Raw genomic sequence first — 21933 nt, 5'->3', positions numbered from 1 at the left:
ACCCGCCGGGCACGCCCGGCCGAAACGCCAGAGCGGGCGTAGCTCAGGGGTAGAGCACAACCTTGCCAAGGTTGGGGTCGAGGGTTCGAATCCCTTCGCCCGCTCCAATTTTCCAAAGAAAAATCAAGCGCTTGAAGACGGCCCTTCGGGGCCGTTTTTGCTTAGAGCGGCCCCTGTCGGTTGTGATCTAGGTGCAATCTAGGCAGCAGGACGAAAGTCGCCGGATGCCGTAGCGCGCAGACGGCGGTCTGCTGACAAGCGAACCAACCGTCGCCGACATATGCGAATGCTTCTCATTAGCGTTCGGAGACTCATCGGATTATACTCCTGTCAGCGGCTGACGATCCGAGTCGGTTGCGCAGTCCGGGTGCGACACAATTCCGGCGTGTCTAGGGCATACCGTTGAAACGGTCGCGCATCGGCCGAACATCAGTCTCCCGGTGACGCCAGGCTGGGCGGGGCCGGAAGCGCTAGGAGGAGTTCCGATCGCTGGCAGCGGGTATCGAACTGAGACATCTACGCTATGCGGTCGCCGCTGCTCATTTCAGGAGCTTCAGACGCGCGGCTGAGGAACTTGGTGTCAAGCAGTCGACACTGAGCCGCTGCATTCGGCAGATGGAAGACCGTCTGGGCGTCAAAGTGTTCGAGCGAACCAGCGGCGGTGTGCGCCTGACGACCGCCGGCGCCGAAGTGCTGCGGACCTCCCGCCATCTTGTCGAAACCGTCGACCATATGGCGGCGACCGCCAAAGACATGGGCAAGGGCGAATCCGGCCAGCTCACCATCGGGTTTTACACGTCGCTCTCGGCCGGAAATCTTCGTGCCAGCCTGATGGAGTACGCGGCCCGCTTCCCGAAGGTGGACATTCAGACGATCGAGGGAACGCGGAGGAGCCTGTTCGCCGGCCTGGAGCGCGGCACGCTCGACGTCGCCATCGTCACCGGAGAGCCGACCGCACGCAATATGAAGGCCATGCCGCTGTGGAGCGAGCGCGTCATGGTCGCGCTGCCCGAAGGCCACCGGCTGGCGAGCAACAACATCGTCTACTGGACGGATCTCAAGGACGAGACCTTCCTCCTCAGCCAGCGCGATCCGGGACCGGAGATCCAGGACATCCTTTTGGCGAAACTCGCCGCGCCCGGCGAGCGGCCGAAGGTCATCAGCCATGACATCAGCCGCGAGAACATCAAGAGCCTGGTCGGCGCGGGATTCGGCGTCAGCCTGATGTGCGAGGCATGCATTGGCGCCAGCTATGTGGGCGTCGTCTATCGCGAGGCGCGCGACGGTAACGGCCCGAGCCGGATCAGCTACGCCGCCTACTGGCAAGGCGACAACGACAATCCGGCGCTGGCGCATTTCCTCAAGCTGCTCGAAGAACGCTATCCCTTGCTGTCCAATGGCGACTGAGGTTTTCGCCGCGCCTTCGCGAACGCGCGATCGGTCGCCGCGAAGCGTTCCACCATCGGTGCGATCAGCTTGGCCGGCCCACCAACAGGCTGGCCCGTCTCCCGGCCCAGGACCTCGGCATAGACGACGATGTCGCGATGCTCCGCGGCGGGAAGCTCGATGGGCTCAGGCCAGGGCCACGAGCTCGCGGAAGTCCGTTTCTCGGATGATGCGGATGGGGAAGCCCTTGCTGGCCAGCTCCTCCGCCTTGCGATGTTTGGAACTCTTCTCGTGCCCAGCGAGGCGTTGCACGTCGGTGTCGCCCACCACCAACAGCGTCGTCTTCTTCGTGACGCCGGAATCAACCTCGCACCCTACCGATGCAGCTAGATCGGCGGCTTCACGACGCGGAATCGCAAGCGCCCCGGTGAACACGATCACTTCCCCAAACAGCGGACCGTCCGGGTTGCCGTCGCGCCGGATAGCAGCGCCAGCGCTACTGGAGGATGGATCGATGGGCTGCCGAACCCGGGATAGCCAGCCGTCGAGGTCGAGGCCGGTCTTCTGCATCGCAGTCAGAAGGATGTGTCCGGCCGCCTTCGCATCCTCCAGGGCATGGTGGTGCTGGAACTCGTATCCGATCAGCCTGCAAACGTCCGCGAGACCGTAGCCGCTGCTGGCGCACTCCGCCCAGGTGCGACGGGCAACACGGGCTGAGTCGAGCCATGTGCAGGTTGGCTCTGCAACAGCCCATCGGTTTGACGCTTGGTGCGTGGCGACCCGGTCGAAGTGGGTATGGGTGACGGCAACGGCGTCCCGAAGCATGTCGTGAAGTGTCCGCGACGCTTCCGCATAGGTCGGCGCGCCCCTCACCATGTCCACGTCGATGCCATGGATAGAGACATTGATGCCGTCGAAGTAATCTTGCGGATCGACCAGCGAGTACCATTCGCCGACAATCTTGCCACGCTCGAATTTCACGGCTCCGATAGAGCAGATTGACGCCATATCTGCATTGGCGGTTTCCACGTCTATTGCCACGAAGTTCATTGGCACGTCCCCCTCGCTATTCTCCGCCTGTGACTTGAGAAATATACACATGCTGGACCGGCCTCAAGGATAAGACCTTCCTTCTCAGTCGTATCAGCCTGATGTGCGGCGCGGGCGACGGCGACGGCGACGGCGACGGCGACGGCCCGAGCCGGATCAGCTATGCCGCCTACTGGCAAGACGACAACGACAATCCGGCGCTGGCGCATTTCCTTAAGCTGCTCGAAGAACGCTATCCCTTGCTGTCCAATGGCGACTCAGGTTTCCGCCGCGCCTTCGCGAACGCGCGATCGGTCCCCATGAAGCGTTCCACCATTGGGGCGATGAGCTTGGCCGGCTCGCCGACAGGCTGCCCCGTCTCCCGGCCCAGGACCTCGGCATAGGCGACGAGGTCTCGATGCACCGCGGCGGGGAGCTCGATGGTGAGCTTGACCGGTCGGTCGTCGGCGATGGGGCCGAGTTTCAGTTTCGCCATGGATCATCCGCCATAGGGTTCGAGGACAAGGTCGCGCGTAACGACCACGCGGACCGGAAAGCCAGGCCGGATGGTCAGCGTCGGCGCCACATTGAGCTGGCGCCGAACGATCTGCTGGCCGGCATCGTTGATCGTGTCCTGCGCGCCGCCGCGAATGGCGCTGATCAGGCGATCATTGTCGTCGGCGGCAAGTTCCGCGCCGACGCCGAGCAAGGTCGAGAGCGCGGCCGCCTTGGCGATGTCCCACCAATGATAGTCGACGCCGTCCTCGAGGCCGGCATAGCCTTCAGCGTCCGCACCCGGCTGGCGCTCGAGCACGATTGAGCGGCCGTTCGGCATGATGAGGCGGTTCCAGACGAGGAGCACGCGCCTTTGGCCGAAAGCGACGCCGTTGTCGTACTGGCCGATCAGTCGGGTGCCCTGGGGCACGAGTAGCAGCCGGCCGGTTGGGCTGTCATAGACGTTCTCCGTCACCTGCGCGGTGATCTGGCCCGGCAGGTCGGAGCGGATGCCGGTGATCAAGGCCGCCGGGATGACGGCGCCCGCCTGGAGCACATAGGGAGACGCAGGCGCGGCGATGCGGTCGGGCGAGACGGTGCGGCGGTCGACCGCCGCATTGAGGAAGGCGAGCTGCCGCTCCTGCGCCGAGGGTGTCGCCGGCTGCGGCGCCAGGCCCAGACTGGCGAGGTCGGGCAGGACCGGCTGATTGGACGATGCGGGATCGGAACTCGCGGCTGAAGGCGGGCGGGTCTCGGTCGCAGCAAATAGCCGGCTCGTGCGAGCGGCTTCGATCTCCTGGAGCCGCCGCTGTTCTTCGGCGCTGATGCCCGGGCCCGGCGCCGCCGTTCCGGGCACCGGGACGGTCTGGCCGCGGTTCTGTGCGTCGAGGATCGGGCGGCCGAGATCGCCGGGCAGCGGTTGTCCCAGGATCGGACCGGTATAGTCGCGCGGCAGCCCGGCAAGGCCATCCGCCGTCGTGCGGTTCTCGGTCGAGTAGAGCTCCTGCGCTCGGCTGCCGTCGTCGCGGGTCTGGAGCGCGTAGATCAGCGCGCCGCCGATGCCGGCGCAAGCGATGAGACCGATTCCGGCCAGCACCTTCGGCGACAGCCGCGTGACGCGCGGCGGCTCGGCGCGCAGACGCATGGCGGGCGGCGCCGCGGGCTCGCCGGTCAGCGGCCGAGCCTCGTCAGGCTCTGCCCCTTCCTCTTTCTGGGGATCATTGTCACTCACGACGCGGGCCTCCCATCGGTGCGCACGATGCGGACGCGCTTCTGGGAACTACCGGCGCCGAAGCGCAGTTCGGCGGCGGCGAACAGCCGGTCGACGATCATGTAATTGCCGCGCACGCGGTAATTCACCAATTCCGAGCTGTTGCCCTCCGGCCCGACGACGAACAGCGGCGGCATCTCGCCCTGGCCGATCCCGCGCGGGAACTCGATGAAGACCTGCCGGCCGTCGTCATAGGCGCGCAACGGTCGCCACGGCGCCCGGTCGCCTTCGACCGCATAGCGGAAATTGATGTTGGCAAGATCGACCCCGGTCGCGACGGGCTGGGTGGCCTTGGCCTCGGCATTCTGCCGGCGGAGCGCAATGAGCTGGTCCTGCGGATATTGCCAGGAGACCGAGGCCATGTAGGTCCGCTCCGTTGAGCGCAGTTCCATATGGTAGGTGCGCCGGTCGGTGTTGATGACGAGATTGGTGGTGAGGTCGGCGCGTGTCGGCTTCACCAGGATGTGGATCTGTTTCGTCGCGCCCGATCCGCTCTCCGTATCGCCGATGATCCAGCGCACGGTGTCGCCGGCGGCGACGGGACCGGAGCCGACGAGCTGCTCGCCCGGCTGCAAGGCGATGTCGGTGATCTGGCCAACGGCGGTATAGACCTGATAGAGCGCTCCTCCCGTGAAGGGATAGACCTGCATCGCGTTGATGAAGCCGTCGCGTACCGGCTGCACGCGCGCGGCCGCATTCGCTTGGTTGACCCGCGCGGCGGGATCGGCCGGCTCGGGCGTGCGCCGCGCCTCATCCACCGGCTTCATCTGCCCCGGCAACGGCAAGGGCTTCGGCAGTTCCACCACCTGCACCGGCGCGGGCGGATCGGTGCGCAGCGTCGCCGGTGCTGCGTCGTCATAGGAAATTTCGGGCGGCCTGTGCGTCGTCGCGCAACCGGCGAGCGCGGTCGTGCAAAGCAGCAGAAGCGGAGCCACGGATTTGCGCAAGGGCGGAAATGCGATTGTGGGGAAAGCCGTGTTTCCGGCTTTGTGGAAATGCCGCTTCATTGCCCAAGCTCCCGTGACCAGTTGATGGCGTTGACATAGATGCCGAGCGGGTTGGCCCGGAGTTTCTCGGTGTCGCGCGGCGGCTGCACGACGACGGTGAGGATGGCGGTCCAGCGCGAGGTCTCGGCGAGCGAGCCGTCCTGATAACGGCGCTCGGTCCAGGCGACGCGGAAAGACTCGGGCGATGCCCGGATAACGCTGGAGACGTCGACGGCGACCTGCTGCTTGCCGACCCTGGTGAAGGGGTCGTTCGAGCGGGCGTAATCGTTGAGCGCCATCGCGCCCCGGTCGGTGGTGAAGTCGTAGGCGCGGAGCCAGTTCTGCCTCACGATGATTGCGTCGGCGGGAATCGAGCGGACCTGTTCGATGAAGCGGGCTAGGTGCCAGGCGATCTGAGGGTCGGTCGGTCGATAGTCTGCAACCGCCGGGGCCACCGCCTGCGCCTGACCGAGATTGTCGACCTGCACCACCCAGGGGACGATGGTGCCGCGCCCCGATTGCCAGACGAGGGCCGCGGCGAATCCGGCCGAGAGGATCAGGCAGCCGAAGGCCATCAGCCGCCAGTTCCTCGCCTGGATGCGCGCCGAACCGATGCGCTCGTCCCACACCTGCGCGGCCTTCTGGTAGGGCGTTTCCGGCGCGGGCGTCCTGCCGTAATGGGTGGATGGTCGTTTGAACATCAGCGATCACTTTCGGAAAGATTGATGGAAGAGCCCGAGCCATGGCTGTCGCCGGCGCGGACGGCGTGCGCGGCGGCGGAAACGCCGTGACTCATGGTCTGGGAGCGCCTCATCCGCCTGGCCCAATCCGGCGGACCGTCAGCTCGTGCGGGCGGCTCGGCCGCTCCCCCGCCGATCGTGCCCATGGTGGAAGTGCCGCCCGTGAATTCGAGGGCTGACTTGCCGCCCTCGGCGAAGCTCGATTTCACGGCTTGGGAGGCGCGCGTTGCCGCGCGGCGAAGGGGCGATATGGCCGCGCCGCCCGCCGCGTGGGCAACGGCGCCAAGGCCGGAAGCCACACTCGCGGCGCCCGTCTGGCCAGCGGCGCCGAGGCTGTAGGCGGTCGATGCGCCGCCCGCGAGCGCGGCCCCGCCCCGCGCGGCGGCGGCTCCACCGGACAGGGCGGCCGCGCCTCCGCGAAGCGCCATGCTGCCTGCCGCTCCCGCCGCCACCATCGCACCGCCGGCGGCGAGGCCGGCTCCGACTGCGGCGCCCGCGCCGAGTTGCGGGCCGCCGGAGACGAGACCATTGGCGATACCGGGGCCGAAGATGCCGAGGCCGAGCAGCGACAGCGCGGCGAGCACGATCGCCATCGCCTCGTCGATGGTCGGCGTCGCGCCGCTGAAGCCGGCGGTGAATTCGGAGAAGAGCGTCGAGCCGATGCCGATGATGACGGCGAGCACGAGAACCTTGATGCCCGACGAGATGATATTACCGAGCACCCGTTCGGCCATGAAGGCCGACTTGCCGAAGAGCCCGAAGGGAATGAGCACGAAGCCGGCGAGCGTCGTCAGCTTGAACTCGATGAGCGTGACGAAAAGCTGGACGGCGAGGATGAAGAAGGCGAGCAGCACCAGCGCCCAGGCGAGGAACATGCAGGCGATCTGGATGAAGTTCTCGAAGAACGACCAGTAGCCCATCAGGTCGGAGATCGAGTCGAGCAGCGGCCGGCCTGCATCGAGGCCGGTCTGCGCCACCCTGCCGGGACGCAGGAGATCGGCGGTCGAGAAGCCGGTGCCCGAGGCTTTGAGGCCGAGGCCGGCGAAGCTCTCGAAGACGATGCGGGCGAGATTGTTCCAGTTGGAGATGATGTAGGCGAAGACGCCGACGAACAGGGTCTTCTTGACGAGCCGGGCGATGATGTCGTCGTCGGCGCCCCAGCTCCAGAACAGCGCGGCCAGCGTCACGTCGATGACGATCAGCGTGGTCGCGATGAACGCGACCTCGGATCCAAGCAGACCGAACCCGCTGTCGATGTAGCGGGTGAAGACCTCGAGGAAATGGTCGATGACGCCGGTCCCGCCCATGATGCCTATCGCGTCTCTGAAGGTGATGCCGACGGCGGGACGGCGGGCGATGAGCCGGGTGCGAGAAAGCGCTCGCGGTTATCCGCCCAGGCGCGCAGGCAGGCGGGGTCGCGGGTCGCCGCCTCGCCGAGGCGCTGACAGCGCCGCAATTCGTCGCGGAGCGGATCGGCCGAGGATGTCCCGGCCGGTCTCTCAGACCGGGCGGCCGGCTCTTCCTCCTCACGGGTCAGCTCGATCGCCGTCGCGGTGATCGCCACCGCGACGAACACGATGGCGCCGAGGCGGGCCAGCATCTTGCCGTCCATGACACGATCCTCTTGCTGGGCCTCAATTGCCGTTCTGGAACATGCGGGCATTGCCGGGTTGGTAGCCGACGCCCGGCGTCAGGAACCGCCGGCGCTGCTCGCGGCCCTGTTCGGCGGCTGCGGCACGCTCGGCTTCGGAGAGTGCCTGCGCCCGCCCGTTGGCGACGACCACGGCGGTCAGGTCGGCGAGCTGCTGCGCCTGGAGCGCAAGAAGCTGGTTGCCGGCCTGAGTTGCCTGCAGCGCGCCGGCAGCATTCTGGCTCTGGCCGACGAGCGCCGACATCTGCGCGCGGTTGGTGTCGATATTGCCGACGACACCCGCCTGGACGCGCATCGCATCCTGAAGCCCGGCGACGGTATTCTGCCAGCGCTCGCGCGCCTGGGTGACGAGTTGCTGGTCCGAAGCCGTGAGCGAGGCGTTGCCGTAGGTCGATTGGAACGCCTGGTCGATTTGGCTCACGTCGAAGGCGATGTTCTGGGCCTGATTCAGGAGCTGCTGGGTGCGCTGCACCGATTGCTGGAGCTGCTGGAGCGACGAATAAGGCAGGCTGGCAAGGTTGCGCGCCTGATTGATCAGCATCTGCGCTTCGTTCTGAAGCGAGGTGATCTGGTTGTTGATCTGCTGCAGCGCCCGCGCTGCCTGCAGCACGTTCTGCGCATAGTTGGTCGGATCGTAGACGATCCAGGCGGCGGCCGCCGGCTGCACGAAAATGGGAGAGGCGGCGATGGGCAGCGCCAAGATGGTCGCGGCGAGAAACACCGCGCGGGATCGACGGATAATCATGGCTTGATCTCCAGGTTGGTGAGGTCGGGAATGAGGTCGGCGGCCCAGGCGACGCCGCTGTGGCGCAGCCACGCGGCAAGGAAGCCGTCGCGGCCTTCGCTATCGAGGATGCGCGCGATGGCGGCCTGGTCGGTCTTGGATGACGCGGCGCAGAGCGCGAGCGCGACCTCACTCAGGCCCAGCTCGAACAGCCGGTTGCCGCGCCGCGACTGGCAGTAATAGTCGCGCTTCGGCATGGCGCGGGCGAGGATCTCGATCTGCCGGTCGTTGAGCCCGAAGCGGCGATAGATGGCCGCGATCTGCGGCTCGATCGCCCGCTCGTTCGGCAGCAGCAGCCGGGTCTGGCAGCTCTCGATGATCGCTGGCGCGATCGCCGAGCCGTCGATGTCGGAGAGCGATTGCGTGGCAAAGACGACGGAAGCGTTCTTCTTCCTCAGCGTCTTCAGCCACTCGCGGAGCTGACTGGCGAAGCCCTCGTCATCGAGGGCGAGCCAGCCTTCGTCGACGATCAGCAGCGTCGGGCTGCCGTCGAGACGGTCCTCGATGCGGTGGAAGAGATAGGCGAGCACGGCCGGCGCCGCGCCGGTGCCGATCAGTCCTTCGGTCTCGAATGCCTGTACCGAGGCATGCCCAAGATGCTCCGCCTCGGCGTCGAGCAGCCGCCCGTAGGCGCCGCCGACGCAATAGGGCCTGAGCGCCTGCTTCAAATCGTTCGATTGCAGCAGCACGGCGAGCCCCGTGATCGTCCGCTCGCCGACGGGTGCGCTGGCGAGCGAGGTCAGCGCCGACCAGAGATGCTCCTTGACTTGCGGATCGATGGCGATGCCCTCGCGCATCAGGATCGCGACGATCCAGTCGGCCGCCCAGGCGCGCTCCGGCACGTCCTGGATGCGCGCGAGTGGCTGCAGCGAGACGGACGTCTCCGCACCTTCGGTCAACCCGCCGCCGAGGTCGTGCCAGTCACCGCCCATGCCAAGCGCCGCAGCACGGATCGAACCGCCGAAATCGAACGCGAAAACCTGGGCTTGCGCGTAGCGCCGGAACTGGAGCGCCATCAGCGCCAGCAGCACCGACTTGCCGGCGCCGGTCGGGCCGACGACGAGGGTATGGCCGACATCGCCGACGTGAAGGGAAAACCGGAACGGGGTCGAGCCCTCGGTCTTTCCGAAGAGCAAGGGGGGAGCAGCGAAGTGCTCGTCCCGTTCCGGCCCCGCCCATACCGCCGACAGCGGGATCATGTGGGCGAGGTTGAGCGTCGAGACCGGCGGCTGCCGGACATTGGCGTAGACGTGGCCGGGCAGCGAGCCGAGCCAGGCATCGACGGCGTTGATCGTCTCCGGCATCGCCGTGAAGTCGCGGCCCTGAATGACCTTCTCGACGAGCCGCAGTTTTTCGGCAGCGATCCGGGGATCGTCGTCCCAGACGGTGACGGTGGCCGTCACATAGGCTTGCCCCGCGAAATCCTGCCCGAGCTCCTGCAGCGCGAGATCGGCATCGGCGGCCTTGTTCGCCGCATCGGTGTCGACCAGCGCCGAGGCCTCGTTGGTCATCACCTCCTTGAGGATGGCGGCGATCGACTTGCGCTTGGCGAACCACTGCCGCCGGATCTTCGTTAGCAGCCTGGTGGCGTCGGTCTTGTCGAGCAGGACGGCGCGCGTCGACCAGCGATAGGAAAAGGCGAGCCGGTTGAGTTCGTCCAGGATGCCGGGCGTAGTTGCGGTCGGGAAGCCGACGATCGTCAGGACCCGCAGATGCGCGTTGCCGAGGCGCGGTTCGAGGCCGCCGGTGAGCGGCTGATCCGCTAGCAGCGCGTCGAGATACATCGGAATTTCGGGGACGCGGACGCGGTGGCGCCGACATGAGACGCAGCCATGCAGGTAGGTCAGGGTTTCGGCGTCGTCGAGCCAGGCGCACTCGGGCATGAAGCCCTCGATGAGCTGAAGGATGCGGTCGGTGCGATCGACGAAGCCGCGCAGAACCTCGTGAGGGTCGATGCCGGTCTGTTCGCGGCCCTCGTAGAGCCAGGTCTCGGCGCGCGCAGCGTCCTCGGCCGGCGGCAGGTAGACGAGGGTCAGGAAGTAGCTCGACTCGAAATGCGCGCCGTCCTCCTCGAAATTCGCCTTGCGCTCGGCGTCGACCAATGCCGATGCCGGATCGGGAAAGCGGCTCGCCGGGTAAGCGCCAACGGGATGGCGCTCGGCTTCGACGAAAAGCGCCCAGCCTGAGCCAAGGCGGCGAAAGGCGTTGTTGAGCCGCCCTGCGACCGCGACCAGCTCGGCCGGGACGGCGCTGTCGAGATCGGGACCACGAAAGCGCGCCGTGCGCTGGAAGCTGCCGTCCTTGTTGAGGATGACGCCTTCACCCACGAGCGCGGCCCAGGGCAGAAAGTCCGCGAGACGGGCGGCGGTGCGACGATATTCTGCGAGGTTCATCATGGGCCGGCCTCACACGCTCAGATGGCCGGGGATGCGCAGATGCCGGCGCACCACGTCGACGAACATCGGATCGCGTTTGGCCGCCCACACCGCAGCGAAATGGCCGACGGCCCAGAGGCCGATCCCGACCAGCCACAGGCGCAGGCCGAGGCCGAGCGCCGCTGCCAGCGTCCCGTTCAGGATGGCGATCGAGCGCGGGGCGCCGCCGAGCAGGATGGGCTCGGTCAGCGCCCGGTGGACCGGGACGGAGAATCCGGGGATCTCGTCCATCAGACGAGCGCCCCGCCGCCGAAGGAGAAGAAGGAGAGGAAGAACGAGCTGGCCGCAAACGCGATCGACAGGCCGAACACGATCTGAATCAGCCTGCGGAAGCCGCCCGAGGTATCGCCGAAGGCCAGCGTCAGGCCGGTGACGATGATGATGATGACGGCGATGATCTTGGCGACCGGCCCCTCGATCGACTGAAGGATCGACTGGAGCGGCGCCTCCCATGGCATCGACGAACCGGAGGCATGGGCGGCCGGCGCCAGCATCATGCTGAGGAAGGCGACGGAGACCGCCGTCGCGACGGGACGGCGGATACGCGAAAGGCAGTGGATCATGCGGGATCTCCTGTGGCTTGGACTGCGGGGGTGACGCGGTAATCGCCGTACGCATCGAGCCCATCGACGCGGGCGAGTTCGGCGAGGCGGCGGGATGAGCCGCGGCCAGCGAGGACGGCCACGAGATCGATAGTCTCGGCAATCAGCGCTCTGGGCACGGTGACGACGGCTTCCTGGATGAGCTGCTCGAGCCGGCGCAGTGCGCCGATGGCGCTGCCGGCATGAATGGTGCCAATCCCGCCCGGATGGCCGGTACCCCAGGCTTTGAGGAGATCCAGCGCCTCGCTCCCTCGCACCTCGCCGATCGGGATGCGGTCGGGGCGCAGGCGCAGCGACGAGCGCACGAGATCGGAAAGCGAAGCGACGCCATCCTTGGTGCGCAGCGCCACGAGGTTCGGCGCGGCGCATTGCAGTTCGCGTGTGTCCTCGATCAGCACCACGCGGTCGGACGTCTTCGACACCTCCGCCAGCAATGCGTTCGTGAGCGTCGTCTTGCCGGTCGAGGTGCCGCCGGCGACCAGGATGTTCCGGCGTTCGGCAACGGCCCGGCGCAAGATCGCGGCCTGATCGGCGACCATGATTCCGCCGGCGACATAGTCGTCGAGCGTGAACACGGCGACGGCGGGCTTGCGGATGGCGAAGGCGGGCGCGGCGACCACGGGAGGGAGCAGCCCCTCGAACCGTTCCCCCGTCTCGGGCAGTTCGGCCGAAACGCGCGGAGCGCCTGGATGGACCTCGGCGCCGACATGATGGGCGACGAGCCGGACGATCCGCTCGCCATCGGCCGGCGACAGCCGCTCCCCTGTATCAGAGAGACCCTCGGAAAGCCGGTCGATCCAGAGCCGCCCGTCGGGGTTGAGCATCACCTCGACGATCGACGGGTCTTCCAGGAAGCCTGTTATGGCGGAACCGAGCGCGGTGCGGAGCATGCGCGCACCCCGCGATATCGCCTCGGATCTTGCCTGAGAAACCGCCACGTTGTCCCCGTTCTTTTGCGGGGCCGCAGACGCGCGGCCCTGGATCGGGGATGATTAGAAGAGGCAGAAGTTGGGCCACGGCAACAAGGCCGTGGGCGTAGTAGTGATGTGGCGAAGAAAGACAGGGAAACGGCGAGAGCACCTATCGCGCGAGATCAGCACCTGACGTCTTTCGCGATGGAAGGATGGACGCGCGCGCGACCGAATCCGGCAATGTTAGTTCCGAAAGCCCCGCTTGCCGTCTGTTCAGATGTTGCCGGGAAGAAAACCCAAGGCACGTGCTTGGGAGAGTGCCGGTTCGTTGCTTGCCGGAAGCCACCAAAGCTTCTCCGCCGGTGACCAGCGCGCCCCGAGTTGCTTGGCCTCCTCCTTGCGCGAGAAGGGCACCGAAAGAAACACTCGTTCCTCCTCGCTTTGGGCCTTTCCCGATGCTCTATGGCGTTTTCTATCCAGGGCTTGGAGACCCGCGTCGATGGCGGGGTCGTCGAGCGACCGCAAGTCGCCTTGCCCGGCCCACGGCGGCGCAAGAATTCTTCGCCAGGTTTTGTATGTGCCTGGCACCGGTACTTGCGCCAGACCCTCTTTCAACTCACCGACCAAGCTATAGACGTCCATCAAAACGGAAGGGTTGCCGAAGTATGGGCCGGGCTTCGTCATGGGACCAATACCGACAATGCGCGCACAGGTCGCGCCCCATGTCGTCCGGCGTATCCAGAAGCCGGGGCCTCCATTGGCGACACACATCTCGTAGACGTTTTGATCGGTGCTGTTTCGCCAGTCGTCGCTGCCCATCTCGTCAAGTCTTCATCATGCTTTCGATGCAGAGTCGTTCCCCATTCTATCGGAAAATCCAGATACATCGACACTTGGGAATCAAAGAGACGACTATCGGCCTGAGACATGGAAACGTCAGCGCATCTCGTGGGGCGGCCCGACTGGATGACCAGCGCGATGATCGCCATCCCGACTATTCCGTTTCTTGTGTGCCGCCAACGTCCTCCGAAATCTCCTGCCGGAGCTTCGGCCCCTTGGCTAAACGCCGGCCGAGGGCGGTCACAAAGGCGTCATAGCGCTCGCCGGCCTTGGCACGGGCGGCCGCCTGTGCCGGCTCCGGCAGTGGCGGGTTGGTCGTCAGCCAGAAGCGGACAAAGACCGCGAGCGTCTCGACGGCGATGCCGAGGTCGCGTTCCATCCGGGTCATCCGGCGGTCGAGCTGGTCGAGGCGTCTGGTGGTCGCGGCTTCCTGCCGCTCGGCGGCGTCGGGCGACAGGAAGGAGGCGATCGCGGCCTCGGCGATCAACGAACGGGAATGGTCGCGCCGCGCGGCATAGTCGGCGAGGTTCTTCATGACGTCGGGATCGAGATAGACCGACAGACGCTGCTTCTTCGGAGGCTTCTTCATGGGCGGTCTCACATCTCGATGCCGTCGCCGGGATCGAGCGAGGCCTGGCGGGCGACCTGACGCATGCGCTGGTTGATCCGGCTGACGCGCGCGGCATCGTCCTCCATGTCATCATCCGGATCGGGCGCGAATTCGTTGTCGATCGGCTCTTTCTTCTCAATCGTCTTCGCCTTGCTTAATTCGGGCTGATGTCGGCGTTCCGATCCGGTCGGATCGTCATCGTCCCGGGTGTCGCGCGGCGGCGCCTCCTCGATTTCGGGACGCGGCGGCAGTGGCAGCCTGCTCCATTCGTCGACCTTGGCCGCCTTGGGCCTCTCCAGCGCCGGTGGCGGCAGGATGCGTTCCTGGAATCGGGCATCCTCATAGTAGCGGGCCTTCTTCGCCCGAATCGGTGGCGTGCCCGCGACCATGACGATCTCGTCGGCAGGCGGGAGCTGCATCACCTCGCCGGGCGTCAGCAGTGGCCGTGCGGTCTCCGAGCGCGAAACCATGAGGTGGCCGAGCCAAGGCGATAAACGGTGTCCGGCATAGTTCTTCATCGCCCGCATTTCCGTCGCCGTGCCAAGAGCATCGGACACGCGCTTTGCCGTGCGCTCGTCATTGGTGGCGAAACCGACACGGACATGGCAGTTGTCGAGGATCGAGTTGTTCGGGCCGTAGGCCTTCTCGATCTGATTCAGTGACTGCGCGATCAGGAAGCTCTTAAGGCCGTAGCCTGCCATGAAGGCGAGTGCGCTTTCGAAGAAGTCGAGGCGGCCAAGGGCGGGGAACTCGTCAAGCATCAGCAGCAATCGATGCCGTCCGGCCTTGGCCTGCAGGTCCTCCGTCAGCCGCCGGCCGATCTGGTTGAGGATCAGTCGGATCAGCGGTTTGGTGCGGTTGATGTCGGAAGGCGGCACGACGAGATAAAGCGTGGTCGGCTGCGCGCCGCCGACGATTTCGGTGATACGCCAATCGCAGTGGCGCGTGACCTCGGCGACGACAGGATCGCGGTAGAGGCCGAGGAATGACATGGCGGTGGACAGCACGCCCGAGCGCTCGTTGTCGGATTTATTGAGGAGTTCGCGCGCGGCGCTGGCGATCACCGGATGCGGACCGGCGTCGCCAAGGTGTGGGGTTTTCATCATGGCTGCTAGTGTCGACTCGATCGGCCGCTTCGGGTCCGAGAGGAACGCGGCAACGCCCGCCAGCGTCTTGTCGGGCTCGGCGTAAAGCACGTGCAGGATCGCACCGACGAGAAGCGCGTGGCTGGTCTTTTCCCAATGGTTCCGCTTCTCCAGCGAGCCTTCAGGATCGACCAGAATGTCGGCGATGTTCTGGACGTCGCGCACCTCCCATTCGCCGCGACGGACCTCGAGCAACGGATTGTAGGCAGCCGACTTCGCATTGGTCGGGTCGAACAGCAGCACCCGACCGTGTCGCGATCGGAAGCCGGCGGTGAGCTGCCAGTTCTCGCCCTTGATGTCGTGGACGATTGCCGAGCCCGGCCAGGTCAGCAGTGACGGCACGACGAGGCCGACACCCTTGCCGGAACGGGTTGGCGCGAAGCAAAGCACATGCTCCGGACCGTCGTGACGCAGATAGGCGCGATCAAGCTTGCCGAGCACGACGCCGTCGGGTCCGAGGAGACCGGCGGCCTTCACCTCTTCCGGTCGCGCCCATCGGGCCGAACCGTAGGTTTCGACATTCTTCGCCTCGCGGGCGCGCCAGACCGACATGCCGATCGCCACTGCGATCGAGATGAAGCCGCCGGACGCGGCGATGAACGCGCCCTCGACGAAAATCTCCGGCGCATAGGCGTCGTAGAAGTACCACCACCAGAAGAAGGCAGGCGGGTAGTATACAGGCCACCCGGCGAGTTCGAACCACGGCCGACCGAGCTGCGGCTGGAAGCCGAGCTGCCAGGCCGTCCACTGCGTCGCGGCCCAGGTCGTGGAGAGCACGATGAGAAAGACGACGAGAATCTGACCCCAGAGGATTTTGGTCGCGGACACCCTTCTTTCTCCTTCCGGAGAATAGGTCGGGCGCGGGACAGGATGGTTTCAAGACGATAGCAACGATGATTGGGTCGTAGCGTGCCGGGGCGAAGAAATACAGGAAATGGCGTAGAACGATGCTATTGTCGATTGCATCTTCGCAGTCAGTCCTGCGACAAGCCATGACCCAATGCGAACCTCGTCGGGTCGCATCCGCTTCATGACCGGCCTTCAATGCGGCCGCTACCCACGGGGTCCCTCTAACTGAGTTCAGCGCCCATTCACTTACACATTTGGAAGAAAGTCAGCGGCGTCGAGAATGTGGGTACATAGCTGCTCAAGGCTTGCTGAGCGCTGTCCTGCCTCCCAAGCGAACGCGAGACTTGCCCCGATATGGAGGGAATTCTTCCGCAGGCCCCCAGCATGGCCGTAGCGCTTGTCGGCTTCGGCACGGTACGTGGCCCAATCGGCCGCGCCGATTTCGGATTCGACGACTGTCCCGATATCGGAGTGCCACATTGTGAACCCCTTACCCAGCACGGTCGCAGGCGGCATCGGGTCCGCGCCGGGATTGCCGGCAAGCGTAAGAAGCGCCCTGTTGTCCTTCTCATGCTTAGCCTTGCTGCCGTTCTTATCAGGCTTGTCGGCATCCGAATCGAAAACAAGGTAAGTCGGAATCCGCATGTGCCTGGCGATGACGAGTGGCTGTAGCAGCTCGCTCTTCCCATTGGCTGGCACGATGTGGCAGCCGAGGCGTCGATAATCATCCGACCGGTCGAGAAGATTGAGGTAGGCCAGTATGTAGGCCACATCCTCCAGCCCTTCTACCAGTACAAGACGGCGGGTGAAGAACATTTCGTTCAGGCCCGGTTGCAGGGCCTGGTGTATCTTGGCAAGAGCGCCGGCGGGCTTGGTCGGCTGCTCACCCGTGGCGCCGGCGACCGCTGCAGCGATCTCCGCAAACGTCATGTGCGAAACGGTGGAACACGGGTCGCCCTGTTCTTTCCTTACCATCCGTACGTCCTCGAATCCTTCGCCCGACACAAATAGTGGATTATGGGTGCACACGATGACCTGAGAGTTGCCGCGGCTAAGCTTGTGAAGAACGGAAGCCAGATGACGCGCCTGCGGCGGATGCTGGTAAAGCTCGGGTTCTTCGCATGCGAGGATGAGCGTAGGGGCGCCTTCGGCGTCCGTGCCGGCGAGTTCCTGTAACAGCGCAAGTAGATACGAGCGCTGAAGGCCGTGACCGAAGCGCGCCAGCTCGCCTTCAAAATCGCCTTCGCCGGCGAGAATGTGCGCCCACGGCTCTTCGACGCGAACGGATTTATCCGGGTCCTGCTTCCATTGCAGGCGCAGACGCGCGTCCGGATGCGCCCATTCGGAAAGCCGCGTCTGAAGAGCTGTAGAGATATCATCCAAGGCGTTCTGGTTTTCGTCGAGAAGCGCCTGGTATTGCTGCTGCATATCGGAGCGAAGGGTCTTCACCCTCTCATCGAAATTCGTCTTTGAGCGGACGGTGCGAGCGAGAAGCTTGCCAAGCGCCGAGTTCCGCGCCTCGACCTGCTCGGAGGTCGCGTCCTTCACGGCCGGCACATAGACCCACTGGATGTGTTTCGCGAGGCGGTTCGCGCCCTTGGAGAAGCCATAAAACTGATCCTCGCTCTGAATCAGCTCGCATTCGCCGGGCCGTGCCGCTTCATAATCGCGCAGGGCCTGGACCATGGCGTCTTTCGTACCGGGCGCCGGCAGGTCGGCATAGGTCTGGCGCAGCTTGGAATAGATGTCTTTCAGCTCCGCCACCTTCTTGCCCGCGTCGGCAGCCTCGAAGAAGGGCGCGAAGGCGCGCATGGCAAGCCGCTGCCCGTATTGCTTCACCTGCGCCTTACCTGTGGCGGCATCGAACGTGGCGACAGCCGAGACGATAAGCTGATCCTGCCGCACGTAATCGGCAAAATCCTCCTTTGCTCCGTCGCTGAGATCGCAGAAGGTGAGCGTGATCTTGATCGGCTCACCTGTCTTCTTGCAGTGGAAATCCTCCTGGTCCAGTTGACTCAAGTCCGTCGGCAGGTTCTCTGACTCGCGGAAGAATACATTGAGGGCGGTGAGCACGGTGGATTTGCCAGCCCCGTTCGGACCGACCAGACAGCCGTAATCGTTGAAAGGAATGGTGGCGTCCGCGAAGGACCGGAAATTCTCGATTCTGACAGACGCTATCCTCATTGATCATTGCCCCCCTTTGCATCATCACGCCGACAACAGCTCTTCGCTGTTGCCGGGCGTCAGCGACAGCGCCCGTCCCCCAAGCTCTTCGAAAAGCTGCTCGCGGCAGGTGAGGATGAGTACCTGTACGTTGCGCGCCGCCATATTGAGAATGTCGAACATGCGTTGCATGCGGCGGTCGTCGGAAAACACAAGTGCGTCGTCGAGAATGACCGTCGCTGGATGGCCTTGTTCGACAAGCATTTCGGCAAATGCCAGCCGGATCAGCACCGCGATCTGTTCCTGCGTCCCCATGCTGAGGTGACTAAAGGCCTCCTCGTAGCCGGCCTCGCGCACAACGCCGGCAATCCGGAGATCCTCGTCGATCCGGATGTCGGCACCGGGAAATAGAAGCTGCAAATAGGGACGGACGCGCCGCAGAACAGGCGACAAGTACCGCTCCTTGGCCTCCTGCTCCGCGCTTCGGAGGGTCGTCAACAAAAGTCCGAGAACCCTGACTTCGCGGTCAAGGCGCTGGCGCTCTTCCTCGCACAGCGCTAGTTCGCGGCCTTTTTGGGCGATTGCCTCATCAAGCCCGGTCGCTTCGGCCGCCTCGACACGCGATCGCAAGCCCGCGATTTTCTCCTTGAGGGTGGCACGCTTGTCGCGGCGGTCCTGTAACGCTTTTTCAAGGCGCCCAATTCTGGCTTCTAACTGTGGCAGCGTTTCATCGGTCCGCTGCCCTTCGAGGGCCGCAATGGCGCGCTCCTGTTCGGAAAAGACGTTGCGGGCAGCCTCAATCGCGGCTGCAAGCTGATCATCGGCACATGCGGCCTCGGAGTCCGTGAGCTGACGACGGAGTTTTTCGACGCGCTTTTCGGCTTCCTTATGCCGGGCGTTCACGGTCGCAAGTTCACTCTGAAGCCGTGTCAGGGCTTCTTCCGGGCCAGTAAGGACGGCACGCGCCGTTTGCAGTGAATTGCGCGCTTCTGCTGCCTGCTCCCTGGCCGTCCGTAAAGCTGCCTCCGCTTCGGAGCGCGCCGGCAACCGCTCAAGGTGAAGCTCGGTCTTCTCACGCTCCAGGATCGTGCGCGTTCCCTCGATATAGTCAGAAAGAGACTGGGCGCCCGCATCATGGTCTTCCGTTGCAGGGGCGTGCAGCGCCGCTTCCTGGCGGGCAAGCTCTGCCTCCTGCAAGAGGCTCTGGCGCGTGGCGTATTGGTCTTCGGCGTCGGTGGCGGCGGCGATGCCAACCGCCGCGAGGGCGTCTTTAAGTTTTGCCGTTGCGTCACGTTGTTGGCGGAGTAATTGATCCCGGTCCTTGATCGCGGGCTCTACCGTGATCCGGCCGCGATCGGGAATGAAAATGGTGGTGGGCTCGACCGCCTGAACGGATGACTGCCCAGCCTTGAGAGGCTGCCCGTCAATCTCGATGTCGGCTCGTCGTTCCGGTGCGATGTCGAACGAGACGAGCGTGGCCGCGGCGCTTAGCCGGCTGGCGACGGCTTGCAGATCCTTATCGGCCTTGCGGATTGCCGCAAGTAATTTGTCTGTCACCAGAATGGCGGCGGCTTTCTGCTGGGCCTGCCGCTGGCGGTCCTCGGCCGCCTGCGCCTTTGCGCAGCGGCCCTCAAGTTCGCGAATACGGGCTTCCCGATCGACGATGGCGGTTATGCGCTGCGCGCGTGAAACGGCATCGTCGGCCTTCGCAACCGCTGCTTCAGATTCCCGCACTTGCGCGCGCAGTGCATCAAGCTGCGACCGGGCTTCCTTCTCCTGGCTGCGCGTTTCGGAGAGCTGCTGCCCGGACTCTTTAAGTGCAGCCTCTTCGGACTTGATATCATCCTTGAGACGTTGCCGGTCTTCGGCCGCTTTCTCGGCTTGGGCGAGATTTCGCTTTTTCAGCTCGAGCTCGGCGGACGCCGCGCTTATGCGCGCCTCCAGCTCGGCAAGTCGGCTATGACGCTGCCGGGCTTCACCAAGCTCCTTCTGGTCTGCCTGGTCGCGGTCAACGGCAATCAGCCGCGCGAGGCTCTCTTCGGCCGTTTCGAGGTCCTCAAGTGTCTGCGCCAGTTCCTGGCGCCGCCCTTGGAGATCGCCAAGCTCGTTCTCCAGAGCATCGATGCGGTCGAGCAGGTCCTTATAGCTGCCCCGCGGCTTGCCGCCGCTGGTCACCAAAACGCCGAGCTGAGCTTCCACGGCTTGCGGCAAGGCCCTGCCGCGCCGGCCGCCCAGGACCGTGCCAACTTCCGCTTCGAGGGCGCTGTGGAGGCTGGACCGGGCGGTACTCGGAATGTCCAGCGCGCCGAAAGACTGCCCCTGCTGCACCCAAAGGACATTCCACATGCCAAGCGTTTCCGCTTTGGCGCCGGTCTTGCCAGGTTCATCGAAGCCCAGCAAGGTGCGCAGCGTGTCCTCTGCGGCATCGCCTTCCAGCGTCCGTCCGTCCGGGCAGGACAGGCGCGCGTAAGGCTTTTTGATGAAGCGCTTCGTGATCCGGTACAGCCCGTCATCAAGCTCGAAAGCAAGTTCAACCACGGGCGCGGCCTGATTGCGGTCGTTCTGCAAGGCAGTGATGGGCTGCGCTCTAGAGCTGTATTTCTCGAAGAGCGCCGCGCGGAGCGCATCGAGCAAGGTTGACTTGCCCATCTCGTTCGGGCCGACGACTACATTGAGGCCGTCGCCGAGGCCATCGAGCCGAACGGGGCTGGTGAACTTCTTGAACTGATTGACGGCTACGGATCGCAGCTTCATTTCTGCGCCGCCTGAAGTTTCATGTGCTCGATGTAGAGCCGCTGAAGCGCCTCGGCCGCGATGGCGCGCTCGATCTCGCCGCCCCCTTCTGATTGCCGCTTCAACTCTTCTGCCGCTGCCCGCACAAATCCGCCGCGGTCGATCTGATCGAGGTCCTCCGGAGTAGGACGCGGAAAGAGGCGACGATCATCGACACGCAGAAAGCACAGCGCAGCCGAAACGCCTTCGACTATCCGTTCCTCGAAATAACGGCGGTCTTGCAGAGACAATGCACCTTCGATCGCAAGATGAACGAGCACGCTATTGAGGTCTTTGGCGACACCGCGCAGCTTGCCGTCCAGGAAGTCGATATCTCCGCGGGTGTTGATCTGCTGGGACAGGCTAATCCAAGTGTAATGGCCCGTGGTCACCGGCGTGACCGTGGGGGGAGCACCCAGCCCCTCGATTTCGACAAGCAACGCCTGTCCGCCGTCGATCACGTCGAAGGCGTCGGGCTCGGGCGTGCCGCTGTACCAGCACCGGTAATTGATCTTCTTCTGGCCGTGCCAGTCGCCGAGCGCGAGATAGGAAAGCCCCGCCTTGTCTGGGCGATCCGGCGCAATGTAGTTGGGCACGTCCCGGTCATCGGAGCCGAACCCGGTAATGGTGCCGTGGGCGAGTCCGACCCGAATCAGCCCATCCGGAACGGTAGCGTCGTCCATATAGGTGGTGGGATCGCCGATGGCGCGCCGATGCTGCAACGGCGCCGGTAAGAGGACGGCACGGTCGTCTTCCAAAATTGCGGGCTCGGGCGCGGCGTGAACGTGAACGTTGTCGGGCAGGCCCCTGCGAAGGATTTGATCCCAGAGACCATTCGGACGATGCGGGTCGTGGTTTCCCGGCAGAAGATGCCAGCGAAGATCAGGAAAAGCGCGCATGCGCTCGATCGGCTGGTTGATCGAGCGCGGTGAGAGTGCCTCCATGTCATAGACATCGCCGGCGACCAGCACATGTCGCGCGCCGTGAGCGGTCGCCAGTTCGCCGAGGCGGGTAATCGCCCGCAGGCGGGCATCCTGGAGAAGCCCCATATTGGCGTTGTCTAGGAACCGGAAAACCTTTCCGATTTGCCAGTCCGAGGTGTGGATTAGCTTAATGCTCACTCCCGGCCCCTTTTTGCCGCTGATGCAATGAATGTAGCGGAACTGCTTCAGGAGCGCATCCCAATGCCGAGGAAACCTCTACACAGCAGGCCGTGACACTAGCTGGTGCTCCGAAATCACCCGAGAATACAGACTCGTCGAAAT

Annotated in this window: 20 protein-coding genes and 1 tRNA gene; 2 read left to right on the top strand and 19 right to left on the bottom strand. The window is 64.8% G+C overall.

Annotated features, from left to right (window positions below):
* Window positions 1-32 precede the first annotated feature (32 nt).
* Window positions 33-107 (top strand) — tRNA-Gly (locus tag CV103_RS20885).
* A gap of 382 nt (window positions 108-489) precedes the next feature.
* On the top strand, window positions 490-1407 hold the full coding sequence (locus tag CV103_RS20880) for a LysR family transcriptional regulator (RefSeq protein WP_307719463.1): 918 nt from the start codon (window positions 490-492) through the stop codon (window positions 1405-1407).
* Here CV103_RS20880 and CV103_RS20875 read toward each other — a convergent pair.
* The 19 genes from CV103_RS20875 to CV103_RS20785 form a co-directional block, all read right to left on the bottom strand.
* Entirely contained in the window at window positions 1380-1568 is a 189-nt protein-coding gene (locus tag CV103_RS20875) for a DUF2274 domain-containing protein (protein ID WP_107396102.1), read from the bottom strand. The two genes, CV103_RS20880 and CV103_RS20875, sit on opposite strands and share 28 nt — an antisense overlap.
* Window positions 1569-1572: 4 nt before the next feature.
* Window positions 1573-2436 (bottom strand): exonuclease domain-containing protein, encoded by an 864-nt coding sequence (locus CV103_RS20870; RefSeq protein ID WP_107396101.1) that lies wholly within the window; start codon window positions 2434-2436, stop codon window positions 1573-1575.
* A gap of 232 nt (window positions 2437-2668) precedes the next feature.
* Window positions 2669-2911: a DUF2274 domain-containing protein gene (locus CV103_RS20860; protein WP_107396080.1), complete on the bottom strand. Its 243-nt coding sequence runs from the start codon at window positions 2909-2911 to the stop codon at window positions 2669-2671.
* 3 nt (window positions 2912-2914) lie between these two features.
* The gene (locus tag CV103_RS20855; RefSeq protein WP_211314438.1) at window positions 2915-4054 is read right to left on the bottom strand and encodes a TraB/TrbI/VirB10 family type IV secretion system protein; all 1140 of its coding nucleotides are present in this window, start codon (window positions 4052-4054) and stop codon (window positions 2915-2917) included.
* Window positions 4055-4137: 83 nt separating this feature from the next.
* Window positions 4138-5187, bottom strand: a complete 1050-nt coding sequence (gene trbG / locus CV103_RS20850) for a P-type conjugative transfer protein TrbG (RefSeq protein WP_107396078.1) — start codon at window positions 5185-5187, stop codon at window positions 4138-4140.
* Complete coding sequence (gene trbF / locus CV103_RS20845) at window positions 5184-5867, bottom strand: conjugal transfer protein TrbF (RefSeq protein WP_107396077.1); 684 nt, start codon at window positions 5865-5867, stop codon at window positions 5184-5186. The genes trbG and trbF overlap by 4 nt, the downstream gene beginning before the upstream one ends.
* Window positions 5867-7213, bottom strand: a complete 1347-nt coding sequence (gene trbL / locus CV103_RS20840; protein WP_107396076.1) for a P-type conjugative transfer protein TrbL — start codon at window positions 7211-7213, stop codon at window positions 5867-5869. Before trbL ends, trbF begins: the two co-directional genes overlap by 1 nt.
* A 5-nt stretch (window positions 7214-7218) precedes the next feature.
* Window positions 7219-7518, bottom strand: a complete 300-nt coding sequence (trbK-alt, locus tag CV103_RS20835) for a putative entry exclusion protein TrbK-alt (protein WP_107396075.1) — start codon at window positions 7516-7518, stop codon at window positions 7219-7221.
* A gap of 22 nt (window positions 7519-7540) precedes the next feature.
* Window positions 7541-8302 carry a P-type conjugative transfer protein TrbJ gene (gene trbJ / locus CV103_RS20830; RefSeq protein WP_107396074.1) on the bottom strand — a complete coding sequence of 254 codons (762 nt, stop codon included), beginning with the start codon at window positions 8300-8302 and terminating at the stop codon, window positions 7541-7543.
* Entirely contained in the window at window positions 8299-10737 is a 2439-nt protein-coding gene (gene trbE / locus CV103_RS20825) for a conjugal transfer protein TrbE (RefSeq protein WP_107396073.1), read from the bottom strand. Before trbE ends, trbJ begins: the two co-directional genes overlap by 4 nt.
* A 9-nt stretch (window positions 10738-10746) precedes the next feature.
* Complete coding sequence (locus tag CV103_RS20820; RefSeq protein ID WP_107396072.1) at window positions 10747-11007, bottom strand: VirB3 family type IV secretion system protein; 261 nt, start codon at window positions 11005-11007, stop codon at window positions 10747-10749.
* On the bottom strand, window positions 11007-11339 hold the full coding sequence (locus CV103_RS20815; RefSeq protein ID WP_107396071.1) for a TrbC/VirB2 family type IV secretion system protein: 333 nt from the start codon (window positions 11337-11339) through the stop codon (window positions 11007-11009). The genes CV103_RS20820 and CV103_RS20815 overlap by 1 nt, the downstream gene beginning before the upstream one ends.
* The gene (trbB, locus tag CV103_RS20810) at window positions 11336-12268 is read right to left on the bottom strand and encodes a P-type conjugative transfer ATPase TrbB (RefSeq protein ID WP_342749183.1); all 933 of its coding nucleotides are present in this window, start codon (window positions 12266-12268) and stop codon (window positions 11336-11338) included. Before trbB ends, CV103_RS20815 begins: the two co-directional genes overlap by 4 nt.
* A 294-nt stretch (window positions 12269-12562) precedes the next feature.
* On the bottom strand, window positions 12563-13108 hold the full coding sequence (locus tag CV103_RS22265; RefSeq protein ID WP_129609377.1) for a DUF5710 domain-containing protein: 546 nt from the start codon (window positions 13106-13108) through the stop codon (window positions 12563-12565).
* Window positions 13109-13283: 175 nt separating this feature from the next.
* Complete coding sequence (locus CV103_RS20805) at window positions 13284-13718, bottom strand: CopG family transcriptional regulator (RefSeq protein WP_107396069.1); 435 nt, start codon at window positions 13716-13718, stop codon at window positions 13284-13286.
* Window positions 13719-13726: 8 nt separating this feature from the next.
* The gene (locus CV103_RS20800) at window positions 13727-15712 is read right to left on the bottom strand and encodes a conjugal transfer protein TraG (protein ID WP_107396068.1); all 1986 of its coding nucleotides are present in this window, start codon (window positions 15710-15712) and stop codon (window positions 13727-13729) included.
* 267 nt (window positions 15713-15979) lie between these two features.
* The gene (locus CV103_RS20795; protein WP_107396067.1) at window positions 15980-17917 is read right to left on the bottom strand and encodes an ATP-dependent nuclease; all 1938 of its coding nucleotides are present in this window, start codon (window positions 17915-17917) and stop codon (window positions 15980-15982) included.
* Between the two features lie 24 nt (window positions 17918-17941).
* Window positions 17942-20650 (bottom strand): AAA family ATPase, encoded by a 2709-nt coding sequence (locus tag CV103_RS20790; RefSeq protein WP_107396066.1) that lies wholly within the window; start codon window positions 20648-20650, stop codon window positions 17942-17944.
* Complete coding sequence (locus CV103_RS20785) at window positions 20647-21789, bottom strand: metallophosphoesterase family protein (protein ID WP_207211486.1); 1143 nt, start codon at window positions 21787-21789, stop codon at window positions 20647-20649. The genes CV103_RS20790 and CV103_RS20785 overlap by 4 nt, the downstream gene beginning before the upstream one ends.
* Window positions 21790-21933: the final 144 nt, after the last annotated feature.

Source organism: Edaphosphingomonas fennica, from assembly GCF_003034225.1.
In the GTDB taxonomy this organism is placed as follows: domain Bacteria; phylum Pseudomonadota; class Alphaproteobacteria; order Sphingomonadales; family Sphingomonadaceae; genus Sphingomonas_E; species Sphingomonas_E fennica.
Note: the sequence above shows the minus strand (reverse complement) of the source record. Positions and strands in the feature narration are given on the sequence as shown.

Coding starts and splice junctions, on each gene's coding strand:
- trbL (WP_107396076.1), bottom strand. CDS start 7,213: ATGGGCGGGACCGGCGTCATCGACCATTTCCTCGAGGTCTTCACCCGC.
- CV103_RS20855 (WP_211314438.1), bottom strand. CDS start 4,054: ATGCGTCTGCGCGCCGAGCCGCCGCGCGTCACGCGGCTGTCGCCGAAG.
- trbE (WP_107396073.1), bottom strand. CDS start 10,737: ATGATGAACCTCGCAGAATATCGTCGCACCGCCGCCCGTCTCGCGGAC.
- CV103_RS22265 (WP_129609377.1), bottom strand. CDS start 13,108: ATGGGCAGCGACGACTGGCGAAACAGCACCGATCAAAACGTCTACGAG.
- CV103_RS20870 (WP_107396101.1), bottom strand. CDS start 2,436: ATGAACTTCGTGGCAATAGACGTGGAAACCGCCAATGCAGATATGGCG.
- trbJ (WP_107396074.1), bottom strand. CDS start 8,302: ATGATTATCCGTCGATCCCGCGCGGTGTTTCTCGCCGCGACCATCTTG.
- CV103_RS20790 (WP_107396066.1), bottom strand. CDS start 20,650: ATGAAGCTGCGATCCGTAGCCGTCAATCAGTTCAAGAAGTTCACCAGC.
- trbK-alt (WP_107396075.1), bottom strand. CDS start 7,518: ATGGACGGCAAGATGCTGGCCCGCCTCGGCGCCATCGTGTTCGTCGCG.
- CV103_RS20820 (WP_107396072.1), bottom strand. CDS start 11,007: ATGGACGAGATCCCCGGATTCTCCGTCCCGGTCCACCGGGCGCTGACC.
- CV103_RS20860 (WP_107396080.1), bottom strand. CDS start 2,911: ATGGCGAAACTGAAACTCGGCCCCATCGCCGACGACCGACCGGTCAAG.
- CV103_RS20805 (WP_107396069.1), bottom strand. CDS start 13,718: ATGAAGAAGCCTCCGAAGAAGCAGCGTCTGTCGGTCTATCTCGATCCC.
- trbF (WP_107396077.1), bottom strand. CDS start 5,867: ATGTTCAAACGACCATCCACCCATTACGGCAGGACGCCCGCGCCGGAA.
- CV103_RS20795 (WP_107396067.1), bottom strand. CDS start 17,917: ATGAGGATAGCGTCTGTCAGAATCGAGAATTTCCGGTCCTTCGCGGAC.
- CV103_RS20815 (WP_107396071.1), bottom strand. CDS start 11,339: ATGATCCACTGCCTTTCGCGTATCCGCCGTCCCGTCGCGACGGCGGTC.
- trbG (WP_107396078.1), bottom strand. CDS start 5,187: ATGAAGCGGCATTTCCACAAAGCCGGAAACACGGCTTTCCCCACAATC.
- trbB (WP_342749183.1), bottom strand. CDS start 12,268: ATGCTCCGCACCGCGCTCGGTTCCGCCATAACAGGCTTCCTGGAAGAC.